Source organism: Streptomyces daliensis (assembly GCF_054782395.1).
The window spans coordinates 73,367-95,043 of sequence record NZ_BAAGSO010000060.1 but is presented as its reverse complement, the minus strand read 5'-3'; the positions used below and the strand labels follow the sequence as shown (position 1 = coordinate 95,043).

General features: G+C 71.6%; 15 protein-coding genes. 6 read left to right on the top strand and 9 right to left on the bottom strand.

What is annotated here, in order from left to right:
• Positions 1-63: 63 nt before the first annotated feature.
• The 3 genes from ACYVOO_RS13945 to metH form a co-directional block, all read right to left on the bottom strand.
• Positions 64-1,665, bottom strand: coding sequence for an ABC transporter substrate-binding protein (locus ACYVOO_RS13945; protein WP_461015989.1), 1,602 nt, complete (start codon positions 1,663-1,665; stop codon positions 64-66).
• 468 nt (positions 1,666-2,133) lie between these two features.
• The gene (locus tag ACYVOO_RS13940; protein WP_461015988.1) at positions 2,134-2,835 is read right to left on the bottom strand and encodes an HAD family hydrolase; all 702 of its coding nucleotides are present in this window, start codon (positions 2,833-2,835) and stop codon (positions 2,134-2,136) included.
• Between the two features lie 207 nt (positions 2,836-3,042).
• The gene (gene metH / locus ACYVOO_RS13935; protein WP_461015987.1) at positions 3,043-6,555 is read right to left on the bottom strand and encodes a methionine synthase; all 3,513 of its coding nucleotides are present in this window, start codon (positions 6,553-6,555) and stop codon (positions 3,043-3,045) included.
• 333 nt (positions 6,556-6,888) lie between these two features.
• Here metH and ACYVOO_RS13930 point away from each other — a divergent pair, with 333 nt between their 5' ends.
• The 6 genes from ACYVOO_RS13930 to ACYVOO_RS13905 all read left to right on the top strand — a co-directional run bounded on the left by ACYVOO_RS13930 (position 6,889) and on the right by ACYVOO_RS13905 (position 13,548).
• Complete coding sequence (locus ACYVOO_RS13930) at positions 6,889-7,653, top strand: IclR family transcriptional regulator (RefSeq protein WP_453344989.1); 765 nt, start codon at positions 6,889-6,891, stop codon at positions 7,651-7,653.
• A 243-nt stretch (positions 7,654-7,896) separates the two neighbouring features.
• Entirely contained in the window at positions 7,897-8,649 is a 753-nt protein-coding gene (locus tag ACYVOO_RS13925) for an MIP/aquaporin family protein (protein ID WP_461015986.1), read from the top strand.
• Positions 8,650-8,737: 88 nt separating this feature from the next.
• On the top strand, positions 8,738-10,258 hold the full coding sequence (gene glpK / locus ACYVOO_RS13920; RefSeq protein WP_453344987.1) for a glycerol kinase GlpK: 1,521 nt from the start codon (positions 8,738-8,740) through the stop codon (positions 10,256-10,258).
• 5 nt (positions 10,259-10,263) lie between these two features.
• Positions 10,264-11,874 (top strand): glycerol-3-phosphate dehydrogenase/oxidase, encoded by a 1,611-nt coding sequence (locus ACYVOO_RS13915; RefSeq protein WP_461015985.1) that lies wholly within the window; start codon positions 10,264-10,266, stop codon positions 11,872-11,874.
• Between the two features lie 213 nt (positions 11,875-12,087).
• Entirely contained in the window at positions 12,088-12,759 is a 672-nt protein-coding gene (locus tag ACYVOO_RS13910; RefSeq protein WP_461015984.1) for a FadR/GntR family transcriptional regulator, read from the top strand.
• A gap of 63 nt (positions 12,760-12,822) precedes the next feature.
• Positions 12,823-13,548: a hypothetical protein gene (locus ACYVOO_RS13905; RefSeq protein WP_461015983.1), complete on the top strand. Its 726-nt coding sequence runs from the start codon at positions 12,823-12,825 to the stop codon at positions 13,546-13,548.
• 504 nt (positions 13,549-14,052) lie between these two features.
• Here ACYVOO_RS13905 and ACYVOO_RS13900 read toward each other — a convergent pair.
• From ACYVOO_RS13900 to ACYVOO_RS13875, 6 genes are all read right to left on the bottom strand, one after another.
• Positions 14,053-15,738, bottom strand: a complete 1,686-nt coding sequence (locus tag ACYVOO_RS13900; protein ID WP_461015982.1) for a glycoside hydrolase family 13 protein — start codon at positions 15,736-15,738, stop codon at positions 14,053-14,055.
• A 191-nt stretch (positions 15,739-15,929) separates the two neighbouring features.
• Positions 15,930-16,748: an amidohydrolase family protein gene (locus ACYVOO_RS13895; protein WP_461015981.1), complete on the bottom strand. Its 819-nt coding sequence runs from the start codon at positions 16,746-16,748 to the stop codon at positions 15,930-15,932.
• Positions 16,738-17,784, bottom strand: coding sequence for an aldo/keto reductase (locus tag ACYVOO_RS13890; protein ID WP_461015980.1), 1,047 nt, complete (start codon positions 17,782-17,784; stop codon positions 16,738-16,740). Before ACYVOO_RS13890 ends, ACYVOO_RS13895 begins: the two co-directional genes overlap by 11 nt.
• A gap of 24 nt (positions 17,785-17,808) precedes the next feature.
• Positions 17,809-18,873, bottom strand: a complete 1,065-nt coding sequence (locus ACYVOO_RS13885) for an ABC transporter permease (protein WP_461015979.1) — start codon at positions 18,871-18,873, stop codon at positions 17,809-17,811.
• Positions 18,870-20,609 carry a sugar ABC transporter ATP-binding protein gene (locus tag ACYVOO_RS13880; RefSeq protein ID WP_461015978.1) on the bottom strand — a complete coding sequence of 580 codons (1,740 nt, stop codon included), beginning with the start codon at positions 20,607-20,609 and terminating at the stop codon, positions 18,870-18,872. Before ACYVOO_RS13880 ends, ACYVOO_RS13885 begins: the two co-directional genes overlap by 4 nt.
• Positions 20,606-21,661, bottom strand: coding sequence for a sugar ABC transporter substrate-binding protein (locus ACYVOO_RS13875; protein WP_461015977.1), 1,056 nt, complete (start codon positions 21,659-21,661; stop codon positions 20,606-20,608). The genes ACYVOO_RS13880 and ACYVOO_RS13875 overlap by 4 nt, the downstream gene beginning before the upstream one ends.
• Between the last annotated feature and the right edge of the window lie 16 nt (positions 21,662-21,677).

Here is a 21,677-nt window from a genome sequence, read left to right as displayed (position 1 = left end):
CCCGTGTACTCACGGAACATGTGCTCACGGAACGCACGGCCCCCTCGGTCCGGCCCGGGCGGTTCAGTTGCCCACTCCCCGGCCCAGCTCCCAGAGCTGGAGCACGGAGGCGGAGTTGAGCGCCCACTCGACCCCGGTGATGTCGTCGCGCGCGGCGATGTACTGCTTGCCCTGCCACAGCGGCAGCAGCGGAACCTCATCGGCGACGATGTCCTGGGCGCGCTTGAAGTCCGAGGTCGTACCGGCCCGGTCGGCCTCGCGCCGGGTCTGCGGAATCAGCTTGTTCCTGATCTCGTGGTTGTCGTACGGCGAGTCGAGGAAGTTGTTCTTCTCGAAGAAGGGCGCGATGAAGTTGTCCGCGTCCGGGAAGTCAGGGAACCAGCCGTAGCCGTAGACCTGGTACTTCCCCTCGGTGGCCGCCGGGCGGTAGCTCTTCCAGGGCGCGCCCTTGGTCTCGGCGCGGAAGAGCCCGGTGGCGTTGAGCTGCTCCTTGAGGGTCTTGAACTCCTTGGCCGTGACATCGCCGTAGTGGTCCGTGGTGTACGCGAGGGTGATCTTCACCGGGGTGTCGATGCCCGCCTCGCGCAGCGTGTCGCGCGCCGCGGAGGTGTCGGGCTCGCCGTACTCGTTGAAGAAGGAGTTGGTGTGGCCCGGGAGGCCGCCGGGGACGATCGAGTACAGCGGCTCCGATGTGCGCGCGTAGACATCGCGTACGAGCTGCTGGCGGTCGATGACCTGGGCCATGGCCTTGCGCACCGCGGTACGGCCCGCGGTGCGGTCGTCGGTGTTGAAGACGAGATAGCGGATTTCCTGGCCCGGCTGCTCGACGAGTTCGATGCCGTCGTCCTTGGGCGTCTCCAGCTTCTCGACCTGTTCGGGCGAGATGGTGCGGTTCATCAGGTCGATGTCACCCGCCGAGAGTGCCTTCTCCATGTCGGCCGAGCGCTTGAAGAAGCGCATCTCGACGCGGCTGTTCTTGACATTCAGGGTGCCCTTGTAGTCCGGGTTCCTGGTGAAGACGGCCTTGTTCTTCTTGGCGTCGAAGTCGTCCAGCACATAGGGGCCCGAGCCGGTCACGTCGAAGCCCTTGACGAAACCGTTCGCGGGATAGGTCTCGCTGTCCACGATGGAGGCGGCGGGGGTCGCGAGCTTGTACGGGAAGGTCGCGTCCGGCTTCTTGAGGTGGAAGACGATTTCCCTGTCGTTGGTCGCCTCCGCCTTGTCCACATTGCTGAGGAGGGAGGCGGGCCCGTTGGCGAAGTCGATGTGCAGCAGGCGCTTGACGGAGAACTCGACGTCCTTCGCGTCCAGCTCGTTGCCGTTGGAGAAGGTGAGTCCGTCGCGCAGGGTGCAGCGGTACTGCTCGTTGCGCTGGTCGGTGAATCCGCAGCGCTCGGCCGCGTCCGTCACCGGCTCGGTGCCCGAGCGGGGCAGCCGCAGCAGCGTCTGGAAGGTGTTGCGCATGACGTTCCAGGCGCTGACGTCGTAGGAAGCTGCCGGGTCGAAGGGCGCGGGGGTGTCCTTGCTGACCGCGAAGCTGTCCGTCGTGCCCACGACGATGGGCTTGCCGTCGCCGTCGTCCCCATCTGCTCCGCCGCCGCATCCGGCGAGTACGGGAACGAGCAGCCCGGCCAGCGCGGGCAGCACGAGTATCTTGCGGTTCATGGTCGACGGTCTCCCTCGTCCGGCCGGGGGTTGTTGCATGGTGGAAAGGCCGGGAAGCAGACGTTAGTACCTCTGCGGTGACAATCCTGAACAGGGCGCCGCGCAACCGCTATCCGGAACCGATATCGAGCGTCGGCCATCCGCTATACGGACACCGGAACGTATGGCGCTTCGCAGAACCAATAGGGACACAAGGGTGCGGGGATCGCGAGACGAAGCGGTGTTCCACCACGGAAGCGCATTCCTGTCGACATGCGAACGCGTGACAAACATCACTTTCCCGCGACGGATGTCCGCTGACCGTCCGGCGTGCGAATTCGGCCATTCGGTGGGTCACGGAGAATAAGCGAACCGGTGCTGACAGTTTCCGGCACTATTCCGCGCGGCCGTTCGGGATTCCGTACCGAAGGCCGCGCGAGAAGACTCAGCGGCCTTTTTTGTCCACGCGCGGCACGGCTTTGCGCACGCTCAGTGCGCGACCATGATCAGAGAGCGCAGAAAGGGCAGATCCACTTCTTCGAGGGATTCCACGACCGTGCGCCCCGCGACCGGCTCGATGGGCGCGACGGACGGTACGGCCACCACCCGGCAGCCCGCCGCCTCCGCCGACGTCACCCCCGTCACGGTGTCCTCGACCACGGCGCAGCGCGCCGGGTCCGCGCCCAGGCGGGCCGCGGCCGTCAGATACGGGTCGGGGTGCGGCTTCGTGCGCGCCAGATCGTCCCCCGCGAGGGTGAGGGCGAAGTGCTCGTGCCCCAGCGACTCCAGCATCCGGTCCACGACGGTGCGGTGCGAGGCGGAGACCAGCGCGGCGGGCACCCTGTGCGCCGCCAGCTCGGTGAGCAGCCTGCGGGCGCCCGGCATCAGGGGCACGCCCCGCTCCAGCCGGGCGACGAACTCCGCGTTGAGCAGCGCGCTGACCTCCTCGACGGTGATGTCGGCCCCTGTGGCGTCGATGAGGAAGCCCGCGCTGCGGGTCATCGGCCCGCCGACCACCACGTGCCGCCACTCGTCGCGCAGCCTGTGGCCCAGCCGCTCGAAGACCGCGGCCTCGGAGTCCCACCAGAAGCCCTCGGTGTCGACGAGAGTGCCGTCCATGTCGAGCAGGACGGCCTCCAGCGAAGCGCCTTCGGCCGTCAGGGTGCCGACTGCGGGGATGGAGCTGGTCATCCGCTACGCCTCCTCAAGGGACGAGAAGGCCGGTCACCCGCTTCCCAAGGAACCGGGTGACCGGCCTGTACCGGACCAAGCAGTGTACGTCGGCGGGCCGTCGCGTGGCGGGCGACCGCGGTCACCGCACGTTGAACACCGTGCGAGCGGTGATCACGGTGCGTGCGCCGGTCGCCGTACGAGCGCAGGTCACCGTACGAGCGCAGGTCACCGTGCGTTGAAGTACTTCGCCTCCGGGTGGTGGATCACGATCGCGTCCGTGGACTGCTCGGGGTGGAGCTGGAACTCCTCGGACAGCTCGACGCCGATCCGCTCCGGCTGGAGGAGGTCGGCGATCTTCGCCCGGTCCTCCAGGTTCGGGCAGGCGCCGTAGCCGAGGGAGAAGCGGGCGCCCCGGTACTTCAGGTCGAACATGCCGCTCATCTCGTCCGGGTCCTCCCCGGCGAAGCCCAGCTCGGAGCGGACCCGCGCGTGCCAGTACTCGGCCAGCGCCTCGGCGAGCTGCACGGAGACGCCGTGCAGCTCCATGTAGTCGCGGTAGTTGTTGTTGGCGAACAGCTCGGCCGCCGCCGTGTCCACCTTCGAGCCGATGGTGACGACCTGGAGCCCGACCACGTCCTTCTCGCCCGAGTCCTCGGGCCGGAAGAAGTCGGCCATGCACAGCCGCCGTCCGCGCCGCTGGCGCGGGAACGTGAAGCGGGTGCGCTCGCTGCCGTCCTCGTTCAGCAGGATCAGGTCGTCGCCCTTGGAGACGCAGGGGTAGTAGCCGTAGATGACGGCCGCCTCCAGGAGGTTCTTGGACTGGAGCTCGTCCAGCCAGCCGCGCAGCCTGGGCCGTCCCTCGGTCTCCACCAGCTCCTCGTACGAGGGGCCCTCCCCCGTCCGCGACTCCTTGAGGCCCCACTGGCCCTTGAACAGCGCGCCCTCGTCGATCCAGGAGGCGTACTCCTTGAGCCCGATGCCCTTGATGACGCGGCTGCCCCAGAAGGGCGGCTCGGGTACGGGGTTGTCGGTGGCGACGTCGGAGCGCACGGAGCCGTCGTTGACCTCGGGCTCGGCGATCTGGACGTCGCGCTTGGGCACCCGGCGCTGCTTGAGCGGGGGCAGCTCGGCGCCGGGCACGCCGCGCTTGATGCCCATCAGCGCGTCCATGAGGCGCAGGCCTTCGAAGGCGTCGCGGGCGTAGCGGACCTCGCCCTCGTAGACCTCGTGCAGGTCCTGCTCCACGTAGGCGCGGGTGAGCGCGGCGCCGCCGAGGATGACGGGGAAGTCGGCGGCCATCTTGCGCTGGTTCAGCTCCTCCAGGTTCTCCTTCATGATCACCGTGGACTTGACCAGCAGGCCCGACATGCCGATGACGTCGGCCTTGTTCTCCTCGGCCGCGTCCAGGATCGCGGAGACCGGCTGCTTGATGCCGAGGTTGACGACGTTGTAGCCGTTGTTGGACAGGATGATGTCGACGAGGTTCTTGCCGATGTCGTGCACGTCGCCGCGGACGGTGGCCAGCACGATCGTGCCCTTGCCGTCGTCGTCGGTCTTCTCCATGTGCGGCTCCAGGTGGGCCACCGCGGTCTTCATGACCTCGGCGGACTGGAGCACGAAGGGAAGCTGCATCTGTCCGGAGCCGAACAGTTCGCCGACGACCTTCATGCCCGCGAGCAGGGTGTCGTTGACGATCTCCAGCGCGGGGCGCTCCTCCAGCGCGGCGTCGAGGTCGGCCTCCAGGCCGTTGCGCTCGCCGTCGATGATGCGGCGCTGGAGCCGCTCGTCCAGCGGCAGGGCCGCCAGCTCCTCGGCCTTGCCCGCCTTCATGGACTTGGCGGTGGCGCCCTCGAACAGCTCCATGAGCTTCTGGAGCGGGTCGTAGCCCTCGGAGCGCCGGTCGTAGATGAGGTCGAGCGCCGTCTTGACCTGCTCCTCCTCCAGCCGCGCGATGGGGAAGATCTTGGAGGCGTGGACGATGGCCGAGTCGAGCCCGGCCTTGACGCACTCGTCGAGGAAGACGGAGTTCAGGACGATGCGGGCCGCGGGGTTGAGGCCGAAGGAGATGTTGGACAGACCGAGGGTGGTCTGGACGTCCGGGTGGCGGCGCTTCAGCTCGCGGATCGCCTCGATGGTGGCGACGCCGTCGCCCCGCGACTCCTCCTGCCCTGTGCAGATGGTGAAGGTGAGGCAGTCGATGAGGATGTCGGATTCACGGATGCCGTAGTTGCCCGTCAGGTCGTCGATGATGCGTTCGGCGATGGCGACCTTGTGCTCGGCGGTGCGTGCCTGGCCCTCCTCGTCGATGGTCAGCGCGATGAGCGCGGCGCCGTGCTCGGCGGCCAGCGCGGTGACCTTCGCGAAGCGGGACTCGGGGCCGTCGCCGTCCTCGTAGTTGACGGAGTTGATGACCGCGCGCCCGCCGAGCTTCTCCAGGCCCGCCTGGATGACGGGGACCTCGGTGGAGTCCAGCACGATGGGGAGCGTGGAGGCGGTGGCGAAGCGTCCGGCCAGCTCGTTCATGTCCTCGACGCCGTCGCGGCCCACGTAGTCGACGCACAGGTCGAGCATGTGGGCGCCCTCGCGGATCTGGTCGCGGGCCATCTCGACGCAGTCGTCCCAGCGGCCTTCGAGCATGGCCTCGCGGAACTTCTTGGAGCCGTTCGCGTTCGTCCGCTCGCCGATGGCCAGATACGAGGTGTCCTGGCGGAACGGGATCGTCTGGTAGAGCGAGGCGGCGCCGGGCTCGGGCCGCGGGTCGCGCGGGGTCGGCTCGGTGCCGCGCACCCGCTCCACCAGCTGGCGCAGGTGCTCGGGCGTGGTGCCGCAGCAGCCGCCGACGAGGGAGAGGCCGTAGTCGCGGACGAAGGTCTCGTGCGCGTCGGCCAGCTCGCCGGGGGTGAGCGGGTAGTGCGCTCCGTCCTTGCCCAGGACGGGCAGGCCCGCGTTGGGCATGCAGGAGATCGGCACCCGGGAGTGCTGCGCGAGATAGCGCAGGTGCTCGCTCATCTCGGCGGGGCCCGTGGCGCAGTTCAGCCCGATCATGTCGATGCCCAGCGGCTCCAGCGCGGTGAGCGCGGCGCCGATCTCGGAGCCGAGGAGCATGGTGCCGGTGGTCTCGACCGTCACCGAACAGATGAGCGGGAGGTTCGCGCCGAGCGCGTCCATGGCGCGGCGGGCCCCGATGATGGACGCCTTCGTCTGGAGGAGGTCCTGCGTGGTCTCCACGAGCAGCGCGTCGGCGCCGCCCGCGATCATGCCCTCCGCGTTGCTCTGGTAGGCGTCGCGCAGCACGGTGTACGGGGCGTGCCCGAGGGTGGGCAGCTTGGTGCCGGGGCCCATGGAGCCCAGTACCCAGCGGTCGCGGCCGTCCTTGGCCTGGAACTCGTCGGCGACGTCGCGGGCGATCCGCACGCCCTTCTCCGACAGCTCGTAGACCCGGTCCGTGATGTCGTACTCGCCCAGCGCCGCGTGGTTGGCGCCGAAGGTGTTGGTCTCCACGCAGTCGACACCCGCGGCGAAGTACTCCTCGTGGACGGCGCGGATGATGTCAGGGCGGGTGACGTTGAGGATCTCGTTGCAGCCTTCGAGCTGCTGAAAGTCGTCGAGGCTGGGGTCCTGCGCCTGGATCATGGTGCCCATCGCCCCGTCGGCGACGACCACTCGCTCCGCCAGTGCCTGGCGGAGGGCGTCAGCCCGGGGGTATGCGGCGGAGGACGTGGTGCTCGGCGAGGCCATGAAGGTGCTCCCTATGGGTGCGACGGCTGTCGGCTATGCGCGGCCCCTGCGGAACGGCGCACCAGATCAGGGTATCGGTCGAGCACAAGACCCCAGGGGGACGTTCCGCCAAGCGGACACCCGTGGCCCCCTGGCGCGGACGCCGCGGAGGACCCCGGAAGGAACCGCGCCGGGACCCCTGCCCCGCCGTCGGCCCGGGAAGCGTCGTTCCCCGGCCGAAAACCGACGCTGCGCCGCCCGCGCCGCGCCCCCGGGTTCCGTCGCGTCGACATGACGCGATACCGTTCGGCATTGTCGAATCCGATCACGAAGAGCAGGTCAGGGAGGTGCCTGATGGCCCGGACCATCCAGTCGCTGGAGCGCGCCGCGGCGGTGCTGCGCCTGCTGGCGGGCGGCGAGCGGCGGCTCGGCCTCTCCGACATCGCCTCCTCCCTGGAGCTGCCCAAGGGCACGGCGCACGGCCTCATCCGCACCCTCCAGCAGGAGGGCTTCGTCGAGCAGGAGCCGACGACGGGCAAGTACCAGCTCGGCGCGGAGCTACTGCGCCTGGGGACCAGCTATCTGGACGTGCACGAGCTGCGGGCGCGCGCCCTCGTCTGGGCCGACGACCTGGCGCGCTCCAGCGGCGAGAGCGTCTATCTGGGCGTGCTCCACCAGCAGGGCGTGCTGATCGTGCACCACGTCTTCCGGCCCGATGACAGCCGTCAGGTACTGGAGGTCGGCGCCATGCAGCCGCTGCACAGCACCGCGCTCGGCAAGGTCATCGCCGCGCACGATCCCGTCGCGCACAGCGAGGCGGCCGACGGCGAGCGCCAGGGCTTCACGGAGCACACCGTCACGGACCTGGAGGGCTTCGAGAGCGTCCTGGACATGACGCGGGCGCGGGGCTGGGCCGGGGACGTGGAGGAGACCTGGGAGGGGCTGGCCTCGGTCGCGGCGCCGATCCACGACCGGCGCAGGATGCCGGTGGGCGCGGTCGGGGTGACAGGGGCCGTGGAGCGGGTGTGCGAGGACGGGGAGCTGCGGCCGAGGCTGGTCGCGGCGGTACGGGACTGCGCGCGCGCCGTCTCGCGGGACCTGGGGGCGCGGCGTTTCTAGACGCCGGGTTTCCAGGCGTGGCGCTTCCTGGCGCGGTGCCGCCGCACGGCGGCGCTCCCCACGGGGAGCAGCCCAGCAGGCGTAAGCACGGCTGAAGCAGCAGGGTGGACATGGGAGTCCTGAGTCACAACCCCTTGACGATCTCTTCACCGAAGAGAAAACTGCCGTTCGGCGGTCGACATTGTCGAACACCGGACGGGACCCGGTCCGCCCTACATCTGGACAAGGACAAAGGAGTCACGGGTGTCCAGCTCCGACATCTTCTTCGGCGAGACCATAGGGACCGCCGTCCTCATTCTGCTGGGTGGCGGCGTCTGCGCCGCGGTGAGCCTCAAGCGTTCCAAGGCGTTCGGGGCGGGCTGGGTCGCCATCGCCTTCGGCTGGGGCTTCGCCGTGCTGACCGGCGCCTACGTCGCTCAGGTCTCCGGCGCGCACCTCAATCCGGCGGTCACCGTCGGCCTCGCCATCGAGGGGACCACCAAGTGGGCGGATGTTCCGCTCTACTTCGCCTGCCAGCTGCTCGGCGCGATGATCGGTGCCGTGCTCGTCTGGATCGCGTACTACGGACACTTCCAGGCCCACCTCACCGATCCGGAGGTCGAGCCGCTGAAGGACGCGAACCCGGGCCCTGTGCACGGCGTCTTCTTCACCTCCCCCGAGATCCGCAACGCCGCGCAGAACCTGGCCACCGAGGTCATCGCCACCTTCGTACTGGTGATCGCGATCCTCACCCAGGGCCTCACCAAGGGTGTGGGCGTCTCCGGGATCGGCGCGCTGCTGACGGCCCTCGTGGTCGTGGGCATCGGCCTCTCGCTGGGCGGCCCCACGGGGTACGCGATCAACCCGGTCCGCGACCTCGGCCCGCGCATCGTGCACGCGCTGCTGCCGCTGCCGAACAAGGGCGGCTCGGACTGGACCTACGCGTGGATCCCGGTCGTGGGCCCGATCCTCGGCGGGGCCATCGCGGGCGGCGTCTACCAGGTCGCCTTCGCCTGAGCCGCCCCCGCGACCGGCCCCGGTGCCGCCCGCGGCACCGCAGCCCGAGCCCGAGCCCGCACACCTACCGAACTTCTTGGAGCACGACATGAGCGACACCCACACCGGGCCCTTCATCGCGGCCATCGACCAAGGCACGACCTCCAGCCGCTGCATCGTCTTCGACAAGGACGGCCGCATCGTCTCGGTCGACCAGAAGGAGCACGAGCAGATCTTCCCGAAGCCCGGCTGGGTCGAGCACGACGCCGCGGAGATCTGGACCAACGTCCAGCGGGTGGTCGCCGGAGCCCTGGCGCAGGCCGGGATCAGCAAGGACGACGTGAAGGCGCTGGGCATCACCAACCAGCGCGAGACCACGCTCCTGTGGGACAAGAACACGGGCCAGCCGGTGCACAACGCCATCGTCTGGCAGGACACCCGCACCGACGCGCTCTGCCATGAGCTGGGCCGCAACGTCGGCCAGGACCGCTTCCGCCGGCAGACGGGGCTGCCCCTGGCCTCGTACTTCGCGGGCCCGAAGATCCGCTGGCTGCTCGACAACGTCGAGGGCCTGCGGGAGCGCGCCGAGAACGGCGAGATCCTCTTCGGGACCATGGACTCCTGGGTGATCTGGAACCTCACCGGCGGCGTCAACGGCGGACGGCACGTCACCGACGTCACCAACGCCTCCCGCACCATGCTGATGAACCTCCACTCCATGGAGTGGGACGAGTCGATCTGCCAGTCCATGGGCGTGCCGACGGCCGTGCTGCCCGAGATCCGCTCCTCCGCCGAGGTCTACGGCGAGGCCACAGGGGCCCTCGCGGGCGTCCCCGTCGCCTCGGCGCTGGGCGACCAGCAGGCGGCCCTGTTCGGCCAGACGTGTTTCGACAAGGGCGAGGCCAAGTCGACGTACGGCACCGGCACCTTCCTGCTGCTGAACACCGGGCACGAGGCCGTCAACTCCTACAACGGCCTGCTGACCACCGTCGGCTACCGCATCGGCGAGCAGAAGCCCGTCTACGCGCTGGAGGGCTCCATCGCGGTCACGGGGTCGCTGGTGCAGTGGATGCGCGACCAGATGGGCCTGATCAACTCGGCGGCCGAGATCGAGACCCTCGCCAGCTCCGTCGAGGACAACGGCGGCGCCTACTTCGTCCCGGCCTTCTCCGGCCTGTTCGCGCCGTACTGGCGCTCCGACGCGCGCGGCGTCATCGCCGGTCTGACGCGCTACGTCACCAAGGCGCACCTCGCGCGCGCGGTGCTGGAGGCCACGGCCTGGCAGACCCGCGAGATCGTCGACGCGATGCAGAAGGACTCCGGGGTGGAGCTGACCGCGCTGAAGGTCGACGGCGGCATGACCTCCAACAACCTGCTGATGCAGACCATCTCGGACTTCATGGACGCGCCCGTCGTGCGCCCCATGGTCGCCGAGACCACCTGCCTCGGCGCCGCCTACGCCGCCGGGCTCGCCGTCGGCTTCTGGTCGGACACCGACGAGCTGCGCGCCAACTGGAAGCGCGCCGCCGAATGGACCCCCCGTATGGACGCGGCCGTACGCGACCGCGAGTACAAGAGCTGGCTCAAGGCCGTGGAGCGGACCATGGGCTGGATCGAAGAGGAGAACTGATCGACATGAACACCTCGCAGAGCGTCCCCACCCTCGGGACGCACCCGGCTGCCGGCACCAACCCCGGCCGTGCCGAGACCAGAGAGCTGCTCGCGAACGCGACGTACGACCTGCTGGTGATCGGCGGCGGCATCCTGGGCACCTCGGTCGCCTGGCATGCGGCGCAGTCGGGTCTGCGGGTGGCGATGGTGGACGCCGGCGACTTCGCCGGCGCCACCTCCTCCGCCTCCTCCAAGCTGGTGCACGGCGGTCTGCGTTACCTCCAGACCGGTGCGGTCAAGCTGGTGGCGGAGAACCACCACGAGCGGCGGGTGCTGGCCAAGGACGTGGCCCCGCATCTGGTGAACCCGCTGACCTTCTACCTGCCCGTCTACAAGGGCGGCCCGCACGGCGCGGCCAAGCTCGGCGCGGGCGTCTTCGCGTACTCCGCGCTCTCCGCCTTCGGCGACGGCGTCGGCAAGGTCATCTCCCCCGCGAAGGCCGCCGCCGACAACCCGGGTCTGCGCACCGAGAACCTGAAGGCCGTCGCGGTCTACGGCGACCACCAGATGAACGACTCGCGCATGGCCGTCATGACCGTGCGCGCTGCCGTCGAGTCGGGCGCCGCGGTGCTCAACCACGCCGAGGTCACCGGGCTGCGCTTCACGCGCGGGCGCGTGACGGGCGCCGAGCTGCGCGACCGTACGGACGGCAGCGAGTTCGGCATCGACGCGCGGCTGGTCCTCAACGCGACGGGCCCCTGGGTCGACCACCTGCGCAAGCTGGAGGACAAGGGCTCCTCGCCCAGCATCCGGCTGTCCAAGGGCGCCCACCTGGTGCTCAAGCGCAAGGCGCCGTGGCGCGCGGCGATGGCCACGCCGATCGACAAGTACCGCATCACCTTCGCGCTGCCGTGGGAGGACCAGCTCCTGCTGGGCACCACCGACGAGGCGTACGAGGGCGACCCGGCCGACGTGCGCGCGACCGAGGCCGACATCCAGCAGATCCTGGACGAGGCGGCCTTCTCGGTGCGCGACGAGCACCTGAGCCGGGACCTGATGAGCTACGCGTTCGCCGGTCTGCGGGTGCTGCCCGGCGGCCCCGGCGGCGTGGAGTCCGCCAAGCGCGAGACCGTCGTCAGCGAGGGCCGCGGCGGCATGCTGTCGGTCGCGGGCGGCAAGTGGACGACGTACCGGCACATCGGCCGCACCGTCATGAACAAGCTCGCGAAGCTGCCCGGCGGTGCCCTCGCCGAGGACATGGAGCCGGTGAAGGACCTGGTGCGGCGCACCCCGCTGCCCGGCATCGCCAACCCGAACGCCGTCGCGCACCGGCTGCTGGTGGACCGCGAGCCCGGCGTGCGGATGGACCCGCTGACGGCACGTCAGCTCGCCACGCACTACGGCTCGCTGTCCTTCGACATCGCGCGGCTGGTCAACGAGGACCCGTCGCTGGGCGAGCGCATCCACCCGGACGGCCCTGAGATCTGGGCCCAGGTCGTCTACGCGCGCGACCACGAGTGGGCGGAGACCGCCGACGACGTGCTGCGCCGCCGCACCACGCTGACGGTGCGCGGGCTGGACACGGACGACGTCCGCGAGCGGGTGGAGAAGCTGCTCGCCGAGCGCGACGCCTGAGCGGTCCGAGAGGTCTCAGAGGTCTGAGGGGTACGCCCTGCGCGTACCCGCCTCCCGAGGGGGAGCGGGCATGGTGCCCGCTCCCCCTCGGCGTTTCCCCCGGCCGGGCGCTCCGGGCCACGGCGAGGGCCATAATGACCGGGCAGACATCGGAGGTCTGCGGGTCCGCTGGGGCAGGGGCCCTGTTCGGAGCGCGGGTACGGGGAGGCAGCGGTGGCGGTTACCGACGAGGCGATCGAGAAGATCAAGGGAATGATCGTCGCGGGCGCGCTGCGCCCCGGCGACCGGCTGCCCAAGGAGAGCGAGCTGGCCACCGAGCTGGGCCTGTCCCGCAACTCCCTGCGCGAGGCGGTGCGCGCCCTGTCCCTCATCCGCATCCTGGACGTACGGCAGGGCGACGGCACGTACGTCACGAGCCTGGACCCCCAGCTCCTGCTGGAGGCGATGAGCTTTGTAGTGGACTTCCACCGCGACGACACGGTCCTGGAGTTCCTCGCCGTACGCCGCATCCTGGAGCCTGCCGCCACGGCCATGGCGGGCGAGCACATCTCCGAGGCGGAACTCGACGCGCTGGAGGCCCAGCTCGACGCGCTGGGCCCCGACCCCTCGGTGGAGGACCTGGTCGCGGCCGACCTGGAGTTCCACCGCCGCATCGTCGCCGCCTCCGGCAACTCCGTACTGTGCTCCCTGCTGGACGGCCTCTCGGGCCCCACGACGCGGGCCCGGGTGTGGCGAGGCCTGACCCAGGAGAACGCCGTCCCCCGCACCCTGCACGAACACCGCCAGATCCTCGCCGCGCTGCGCGCCCGCGACGCGGAGGCGGCCCGCTCCTGGTCGACGGTGCACGTCGCGAGCGTGGAGCAGTGGCTGCGCTCGACGTTGTGAACCATGCCCCCTGGACCCGTGCGACGACGCACGGCCACACGTCCGGACGGGCATACTGCCAGCATGGGGACAGACAGGCCGGACGACACGACAGATCCAGCCGACACCACACGTCACCACGCCGGTCACGTGCGTCGGCGGGAGGGCGCCGTCGACGAATGGGAGGGTCTCGCCGACGAGCGGGAACGCCTGGCCGACGAGCGGGAGGCCGCCGCGGACGAGCGGGAAAGCGCGGCCGACGAACGCGAGAGGGCCGCGGACAGCCGGGAAAGCGCGGCCGACGAACGCGAGAGCGTCGCGGACACGTGGGAGGGCAAGCTCGCCGCCCGGGAGAGCAGGGCCGACGAGAAGGTCCGCAGGCTGGGGGAGGCGCCGCCCACCCCCCGGGAACGCTCCTACGAGGCGATCGGCCGGGCCCGCGGACTGCTGGCCGCCAGCAATGCCCGGCTGGACCGCAGCGAAGCGGCACTGCGCCGCGCGGACGCGCACGACGAGCGGGAACAGGGCACTGTCGAGCGAGAGGCAGGCAGGTCCCGCTCGTCGCAGGTCAGTCAGGGGCGCACGCCACGGGACGACCTGGAGAAGAGGGTGCGCCGCCTGGAGGAGCAACTCGTCCAGGCGGCGTCAGCGCTCAGCACCGCTCAGTCGGCGCTGGCCGAGGAGTACGAGCGGCTCGCGCTGGAACAGCCACGGCAGTCGGCGGAGCACCTGCGGCACGCGGAACGGGCCCGCCGCGCTGCGGCCGGTCCGCACCTCACCGAGTCGTACGGTGCCGAGGACGAGGGCTGACGGACCGGAGGGCCGGACAGCGGCTCGGGCGAGCCCGTCGGCGTGAGCGGGGCCGCCGACCGTACCGGACACGCGCTTGCGCGGCCGTGACGGGGCGGGGGCGCGGTGTATGTGCGTGGAGGTACGGACGCCACACCGCGCGGACGGGTGCCAGGTCCGGCCCCGCCCCCGCCCCTGCCCCTGCCCCTGCTCTCGCCGCAACGGGGCCTTCCGGCGTACGGGCGCGCTAGGGGATGTCTTCAACGTAGCGTCGTCCGGCCGCCAGGCCGGGGCCGCCGGGGGCACCTCCCAGCGGTAGCGGGGGGGGGAGCCTGGTGCGTGCGGTCGCAAGGCGGAGGGAGGAGAGCGCAGGGGCCCCTCCCAGCCCGCAGTGCCTGGGGGAGGGCTGCGCTGACGACCGGCAACGTCGCGCGCGTGCGTGCCAGGCGGCGCGGCCCAGACGGGACGTTGACGACACCACCAGGGGGCGTGCCGCGTCCGGGGACGCACCACCGGCCGCTGCCGCTACGCCGCCCCGCCGCCGCGCAGCCACACCGCCGTGTCCGGCGGCAGCAGGCCGTCATCGGGCAGCGCCTCACTGGCCAGCAGCACCTCCGCTTCCCCGGGCAGCGGAACCGGCGCGCCCGCGAGGTTGACCCGGCATTCGAGGCCCCTGGCCGGGTGATCGGCGCCCTTGCGGAAGGCGAGTTCGCCGTCGGCCGAGGGCAGCCAGGTGAAGCCCTCGTCGCCCCGGAATGCGCGGCGCAGGGCGATCGCGGCGCGGTACAGCTCCAGGAAGGAGCCCTTCACGCCGTTCTGGGCCTCGGCTGAGTGCTCGCCCCACCCCTCGGGCTGCGGCAGCCAGCTGCCGCCGGGCCCGAAGCCGTACGAGGGCCCCGTACGCGCCCACGGCAGCGGCACCCGGCAGCCGTCGCGGCCCTTCTGGGCGTGCCCCGTGCGCTCCCACATCGGGTCGCGCAGCGCCTCGGGCGCCAGCTCTGCGACCTCGGGCAGGCCCAGTTCCTCGCCCTGGTAGAGGTAGGAGGTGCCGGGCAGTGCCAGCGTCAGCAGCGCCCCGGCGCGCGCGCGGCGGCGGCCCCGCTCCTCGTCGGGCGCGGGCGTCGTGCCGTCCGTGGCGAGCCAGGCCGTCAGATCGGTGCCCTCGGGCAGCGCGTAGCGGGAGACGTGGCGGACCACGTCGTGGTTGGAGAGCACCCAGGTCGGCAGTGAGCCGACCGAACGCGCGCCCTCCAGCGAGGTGTCGATGACGCGACGGAAGGCGCCCGCGTCCCAGGGGCAGCGCAGGTGGAAGAAGTTGAACGCCTGGTGCAGCTCGTCGGGCCTGGTGTAGAGCGGCAGCCGGGACGCGCTGACGCCCGCCTCGGCCACGGCGACGCGGGTGGGCGTGTACTCGTCGATGATCTTGCGCCAGGAGCGGTGGATCTCGTGCACCTCGTCGCGGTCCCAGAAGGGGTGGTCGTCGCCCTCGGGCGGGGCGTTGAGCGGGGCGCTGTCGCTGCCGAGGGTGTCGCGCAGCGGCGGCGCGAGGTCCTTGCGCAGGCCGTGCGCGACGTCCACCCGGAACCCGTCGACACCCAGGTCGAGCCAGAACCGCAGGGTCCGCTCGAAGTCGGCGGCGACCTCGGGGTTCTCCCAGTTCAGGTCGGGCTGTTCCTTCGCGAAGATGTGCATGTACCACTGCCCGTCGGGCACGCGGGTCCACGCGCCGCCGCCGAACTTGGACCGCCAGTCGGCGGGCGGCTCGCTCCCGTCGGGCCCCTTGCCGTCGCGGAAGACGAAGCGCTCGCGCGCGGCGGAACCCGGCGCCGACGCCAGCGCCTCCTTGAACCAGGGGTGCTGGTCCGAGCAGTGGTTGGGCACGAGGTCGACGATGACCTTGAGGCCGAGCGCGTGCGCCCTCGTCAGGAGGTGGCGGAAGTCGTCGAGGGTGCCGTGGCGTGGGTCTACGTCGCGGTGGTCGGCGACGTCGTAGCCGCCGTCCGCCCAGGGCGAGGGGTAGAACGGGGTCAGCCACAGCGCGTCCACGCCGAGCCCGGCGAGGTGGTCGAGACGGGCCGAGATCCCGCGCAGGTCGCCGATCCCGTCGCCGTCGGAGTCGCTGAAGCTGGGCACGTAGACCTGGTAGACGACGGACTCCCGCCACCAGTCGGCGGCTTCGCGGGTGCGGGACGGGGCGTGGGACGTGCTCACGGGTTCCTCTCGGGCAGGGCGGGGCGGAGCAAAGGTGGGCAGGGGCGTGGGGCGTACGGGGCTGTCGTGACGGGAGGACGCGCCGTCACGGGACAAGGTTGCAAGGAGGCGAGGACTCCGGAAAACGGGCGCCGCGGGCGGGGGCGGTCAGCCCGGCATGCGGTCCGGCATGCCGCCCGGCATTCGGCCCGTCACCCCGTGATCCCGTACGTACGGGCCGCGTTGGTGCCGAAGACCGCGGCGCGTTCGGCCGCCGACAGGTGGGACGTCGCGTGCTCGGCGAGCGCGTGGACCTCGCCGTAGGAAGCGGCCAGTCCGCACACCGGCCAGTCCGAGCCGAACATGACCCGCTCGGGCCCGAAGGCGTCCAGCGCGTGCCGAGCCCAGGGCAGCACGTCCTCCCGCGTCCAGCCGTGCCAGTCGGCCTCGGTCACCAGCCCTGACAGCTTGCAGCCGACGTTCGGCAGCGCGGCCAGCTCCTCCGTCAGCCGTGCCCACGGCTGCCACTCCCCCGCCGCTATCGGCGGCTTCGCCGCGTGGTCGAGCACGAGGCGCAGCTCGGGCAGGGCTCGCGCGGTGGCCACAGCCGCCGGCAGTTCGCGCGGGGTGACCAGCAGTTCGTAGACGAGCCCCGCCTCGGCGACGCGGGCCAGCGCGCGACGCACGTCGGCGCGGCACAGCCACGAGGGATCGGGCTCGTCCTGCACCTGGTGGCGTATCCCGGCCAGCCCGGCGGGGAGGTCGGGGCCCCCGGGCGCGGTGAGGTCGGCCCAGCCGACGACGGCGGCGACGCGGTCCGAGCGCTCCTTGAGCGCCAGCAGCTCGCGGGTCTCGGCGGCCGACGAGCACGCCTGGACGACGACCGTCGCGTCGATGCCGTGCGCGTCCAGGTGCGGGGCGAGATCGGCCTCCGTCCAGGTGCGCCGGATCGGGTCGGCCCACGGGCCGTCCATCCACGGCTGGTCGCGGCGGCCGAGATCCCACAGGTGGTGGTGGGCGTCAACGCGCATCGGGCCCCTTCCCGTCCGCACCGTCCGGGCCGGGCGCGGGACCCGGCGTCGGCAGGGGCAGATCGGCGTCGAGCAGCCCCTCGGCGACGAGGTCGTGCCACATCGCCCCGGGAATGTCGTAAGCGGACAGCCGCACGTTGTCCCGCACCTCCTCCGCCGAACACGCGCCGACGACCGCCGAGGCGACCGACGGGTGCCCGGAGGGGAAGCGCAGCGCCGCCGCGCGCAGCGGCACGCCGTGACGCGCGCACACCTCCTGGAGCCGCTGGGCGCGCTGGACGAGCGTGTCGGGCGCGGGGCGGTAGTCGTAGCGTGCGCCGGGGCGCGGGTCGGCGAGCAGCCCGGAGTTGTAGATCCCGCCGACGACGACGCGGGTGCCGCGCCGCGCGCACACCGGCAGCAGGTCGTCGTGGGCCGTACGGTCCAGCAGCGTCCAGCGGCCCGCGCACAGCACACTGTCCACGTCCAGTTCCGCCGTCAGGCGCGCCAGTACGTCGCTGTAGTTCATGCCGAAGCCGATGTGCCGCACCACGCCCTGCGCGCGCAGCTCGGCGAGCGCGGGGAAGCCGGTCTCGTACACCTCGCGCAGATGGTTCTCGACGTCGTGCAGGTACACCGTGTCCACGTGGTCCGTGCGCAGGCGCTCCAGCGAGGCTTCCAGGGTGCGGTGGACGCCGTCGCGGCTGAAGTCCCAGACTCGGGCGCGCGGCGGGGTGTCCACGAAGCCCTCGCTCTCTTCGCTCCCGGCGCGCTCGCCGGGCGCGAGGGATCTGAGCCTGCGGCCGACCTTGGTGGAGAGGGTGTACGTCTCGCGCGGCACCCCTGCCAGCGCCCGCCCGAGGCGTTCCTCCGACAGGCCCACGCCGTAGTGCGGCGCGGTGTCGAGGTGGCGGCAGCCCAGTTCCAGCGCGGTGTGCACGATGGCGTGCGCGGTCTCCTCGCTCATGGGCGCGTGGAGGTTGCCGAGCTGGGCGCAGCCCAGCCCGAGCGTGTACGCGCCCCCGTCTGGTCCGTCGCCTGTTCCTGTCACCGGCATCGCATGCCCTCCCTCACGCGGCCCTCACTCCTGGCGCTCGCCGCTGGCGAAGCGGGAGATGATCAGCGCGACGATGATGATCGTGCCGTTGAGGAACTGGTTCCACAGCGGCGGCACCCCGCCCAGCGTCATGACGTTGACGACGAGCTGGAGCGTCAGCACGCCCGTCAGCGCGCCGAAGACCGTGCCGCGCCCGCCGCGCAGCCCGATGCCGCCGATGACGGCGGCGGCGAAGACCTGGAAGATCCAGCCGTCGCCCTGGCTGGCCGAGACGGAGCCGTAGTGCCCCGTGTAGAGGATGCCGGCGAAGGCGGCGAGGGTGCCCGCGACGGCGAGGACGATCCAGGTGATGCGGTCCGTCCTGATGCCCGCGGCGCGCGCCGCTTCCGCGTTGCCGCCGATCGCGTAGAGCGCGCGCCCGTGCCGCATGTAGGCGAGGACGGCCCCTGTGACCGCGTACAGCGCCAGGCACAGCCAGACGGCGGCCGGGAGGCCGAGCCAGTCGGCCTTGCCGAGGTAGCGGAAGGAGTCGGGCACGTTCACGATCGACTGGCCCTCGGCGACGCCGATGTGCAGCCCGCGCAGCATGGTGAGCATGCCGAGGGTGGCGATGAAGCCGTTGACGCGCAGCTTGAGCATCAGGAAGCCGTTGACCGTCCCGATCAGCGCGCCGACGGCCAGGCACAGCGGGATGGCCGTCCACAGCGGCAGCAGCCCGAGCCCGTTGAACCGCGCGCCCTCGGGCGGCAGCACCAGCCACAGCCCGATGACGGGCGCGACGCCGAGCGTCGACTCCAGGGACAGGTCCATCCGGCCGCAGATGAGGACGAGGGCCAGCCCGAGCACCAGCAGGCCCAGCTCCGTCGACTGCTGGACGACGCCGACGAGGTTGTCGGCCGTCAGGAACGCGGGCGAGACGATGAAGCCGATCAGGCCGAGGACGAGGATGACGGGGACGAGGGAGAGGTCGCGCCATCTGGCGAGGGCGAGCACGGGCCTGGCCCGGCCGGCGGAGTCCTGCGGCGGCGCCCCGGAGCCGTCCGCCACTTCGCGGGCCGACGACCGGGAGGCCCGGGTGGTCTCGGTCATGAGGCGTTCCCCTCCCGCGCGTCGGCGCCCTCCGTACGGCCGGGGCTGCCCGGGTCACCAGGAGGGCCGGGGTCGCCGGACCGGTCGCCCGCCCCCTGCTCCCCCTCCGGACGCGCCCCCTCCGGCCCCTCCGGCCCGTCGGCCCCTGCCACCCCGTCCGCCCCGGACCCGCTCATCCCCTCCATCGCGGCGACCAGCTCCTGGTCCCCCCACCGCGTCCCGTACTCCGCGACCACGCGCCCGTGGAACAGGGCGAGCACCCGGTCGCAGACGCGCAGGTCGTCCAGCTCGTCCGAGACGAGCACGGCGGCGCTGCCCGCGTCGGCGACGTCCCGTACGACGCCGAGCAGCGCGTCCTTGGACTTCACGTCCACCCCCGCCGTCGGCCGGATCGCGACGAGGACGCCGGGCTCGCGCGCCAGCGCCCGCGCGATGACGACCTTCTGCTGGTTGCCCCCGGAGAGCCCGGAGACGGGCTGGTCAGGACCCGAGGTCTTGATGTCGAGGGAGCCGATCATGCGGCGCGCGAACTCCCGCGTACGGGACGGCAGCACGCTCCCCCACGGGCCGAGCTGGTCGGCGACGGTGAGCGTGGCGTTCTCCGCGACGCTGCGCGCGGGGACCAGGCCCTGCCGGTGCCGGTCCTCGGGCACGTAGCCGATCCCGGCGTCCAGCGCGTGCGGCACACTGCCGGGGCGCACGGTCTCGCCGCGCACGGAAACCGTCCCCGCGCTCTGCTTGCGCAGCCCCACCAGCGTCTCGCCGACCGCCGTGTTGCCGCTGGCCGTGGCGCCCGCGAGGCCGAGCACCTCGCCCGCGCGCACGGACAGATCCAGCGGCGCGAACTCGCCCTCCAGCGCGAGCCCCTCGGCGCGCAGCACCGGCTCGCCCACGGTCATCCCGCCGGAGAGCGCGGCGGCTCCCGAGGGCGCGCGCTCGCGGGCGCGGGCCGCCGCGCTGTCGCCGCGCGACGCGTCGTCGCCGGTCATCGCCGCGACCAGCGCCCGCCTGGGCAGCCCGGCGACGGGCGCCGTCAGCACGTGCCGCGCGTCGCGGTAGACGGTCACCGTGTCGCACAGCTCGTACACCTCCTGGAGGTGGTGCGAGATGAAGAGGAACGCGACGCCCTGGGCACGCAGTTCGCGCAGCTTCGCGAAGAGCCGGTCGATGCCGGCCGCGTCGAGCTGCGCCGTCGGCTCGTCGAGGACGACGGTGCGGGCGCCGAAGGACAGGGCACGCGCGATCTCGACGAACTGCCGCTGCTCGACGGTCAGGTCCCGCGTGCGCGCGGCGGGGTCCACGTCCACCCCGTACTCGGCGAGCACCGCACGCGCCCGCTCGCGCAACGCGCGCCAGCGGATGGCACGCCCGGCGGGGAAGCGGTTGAGGAACAGGTTCTCGGCCACGGTCAGCTCGGGCACCACCATGGACCGCTGGTAGACGCAGGCGACGCGCGAGCGCCACGCCTCCGTGTCCCCGTGGCGCGGCGCCGCCTCGCCCCCGAAGGTGACCGAGCCCGCGTCCTGCCTGACCATCCCGGTGAGCACGGAGACGAGGGTGGACTTGCCCGCGCCGTTGCGGCCCACCAGCGCGTGCGCCTCGGCCGGACGGACGGTGAGGCCGACGCCGTCGAGGGCGAGCGTGGCGCCGTAGCGCTTGACGATGCCCTCCGCGTGCACGGCGGCGGGCGCCCGCGCCTCACCACGGCGGGCAGGGGCCTCTCCCCGGCCGCTCACTTCGCCTTCTCCAACTGGTTGGCCCACAGCTCCTCGTCGTCGACGTTCTCCTTGGTGACCAGCGGCGCCGGAAGCTGGTCCTCCAGGCCGCCCGGGATCTTGATGATCTCGGAGCCGTGGTCCGTCGGGCCCGGCTTGAACTCCTTGCCCTGGAGCGCTGCCCTGGCGTAGTGCAGCGCGTACTTGGCGTAGAGGTCGGCGGGCTGCGAGAGCGTGGCGTCGATCTTGCCCTCGCGGATCGCCTTCAGCTCCTCCGGGATGCCGTCGTTGGAGATGATGCGGATGTGGCCCTCGCTGCCCGCCTTCTTGAGCAGGTTCTTCTGCTCCAGCAGCGCCAGCGTGGGCTGGAGGAAGGCGCCGCCCGCCTGCATGTAGATGCCGTCCAGGTCGCGGTGCTGCGCGAGCAGGCTCTGGAGCTTGGCCGACGCCTCCTTGCCGTCCCAGTTGGTGGGCAGCTCGTGGACCTTGATGTCCGGGTACTTCTCCTTCATGCAGGAGGCGAACGCCTGGGAGCGGTCGCGCCCGTTGATGGAGCTGAGGTCCCCTTGCAGCTCGGCGACGCGCCCCTTGCCGCCCAGTTTCTCGCCCAGGTACTCGCAGGACTTGCGCCCGTAGGCACGGTTGTCGGCGCGCACCACCATGTAGACCTTGCCCTCGTCGGGGCGGGTGTCGACGCTGATGACGGGGATCTTCTGCTCCTCCAGGCTCTCCAGCGTCGAGGAGATGGCCCCGGTGTCCTGGGGCGCCATGACGATCGCCTTGGCCTGCTGGTCGGTGAAGGTCTGCACGTTCGCGACGAGCTTGGCGACGTCGTTCTGGGAGTTGGCGAGCGGCAGCGCGTCCACCACCCCGTCCGCGACGCCCTTCTTCACGTAACTCTGGTAGGAGGTCCAGAAGTCGGTGTCGGTACGCGGCATGTCGATGCCGACCTTGCCGCTCGCGGCGGCGCCGCCCTCGCTGCCTCGGTTGCAGCCCGCGAGCGCGGTGGCCGCGAGGAGCACGGCGCAGGCGGTGGCGCCTGTGGTGCGGAGAGTACGCGTGCGCAGTCGCATGGGGTCGTCCCGTTCC

Excerpts from the sequence above, each read along its gene's own strand:
- ACYVOO_RS13945 (WP_461015989.1), bottom strand. The coding sequence starts at position 1,665 with ATGAACCGCAAGATACTCGTGCTGCCCGCGCTGGCCGGGCTGCTCGTT.
- ACYVOO_RS13940 (WP_461015988.1), bottom strand. The coding sequence starts at position 2,835 with ATGACCAGCTCCATCCCCGCAGTCGGCACCCTGACGGCCGAAGGCGCT.
- metH (WP_461015987.1), bottom strand. The coding sequence starts at position 6,555 with ATGGCCTCGCCGAGCACCACGTCCTCCGCCGCATACCCCCGGGCTGAC.
- ACYVOO_RS13930 (WP_453344989.1), top strand. The coding sequence starts at position 6,889 with ATGGCCCGGACCATCCAGTCGCTGGAGCGCGCCGCGGCGGTGCTGCGC.
- glpK (WP_453344987.1), top strand. The coding sequence starts at position 8,738 with ATGAGCGACACCCACACCGGGCCCTTCATCGCGGCCATCGACCAAGGC.
- ACYVOO_RS13915 (WP_461015985.1), top strand. The coding sequence starts at position 10,264 with ATGAACACCTCGCAGAGCGTCCCCACCCTCGGGACGCACCCGGCTGCC.
- ACYVOO_RS13905 (WP_461015983.1), top strand. The coding sequence starts at position 12,823 with ATGGGGACAGACAGGCCGGACGACACGACAGATCCAGCCGACACCACA.
- ACYVOO_RS13895 (WP_461015981.1), bottom strand. The coding sequence starts at position 16,748 with ATGCGCGTTGACGCCCACCACCACCTGTGGGATCTCGGCCGCCGCGAC.
- ACYVOO_RS13890 (WP_461015980.1), bottom strand. The coding sequence starts at position 17,784 with ATGCCGGTGACAGGAACAGGCGACGGACCAGACGGGGGCGCGTACACG.
- ACYVOO_RS13885 (WP_461015979.1), bottom strand. The coding sequence starts at position 18,873 with ATGACCGAGACCACCCGGGCCTCCCGGTCGTCGGCCCGCGAAGTGGCG.
- ACYVOO_RS13875 (WP_461015977.1), bottom strand. The coding sequence starts at position 21,661 with ATGCGACTGCGCACGCGTACTCTCCGCACCACAGGCGCCACCGCCTGC.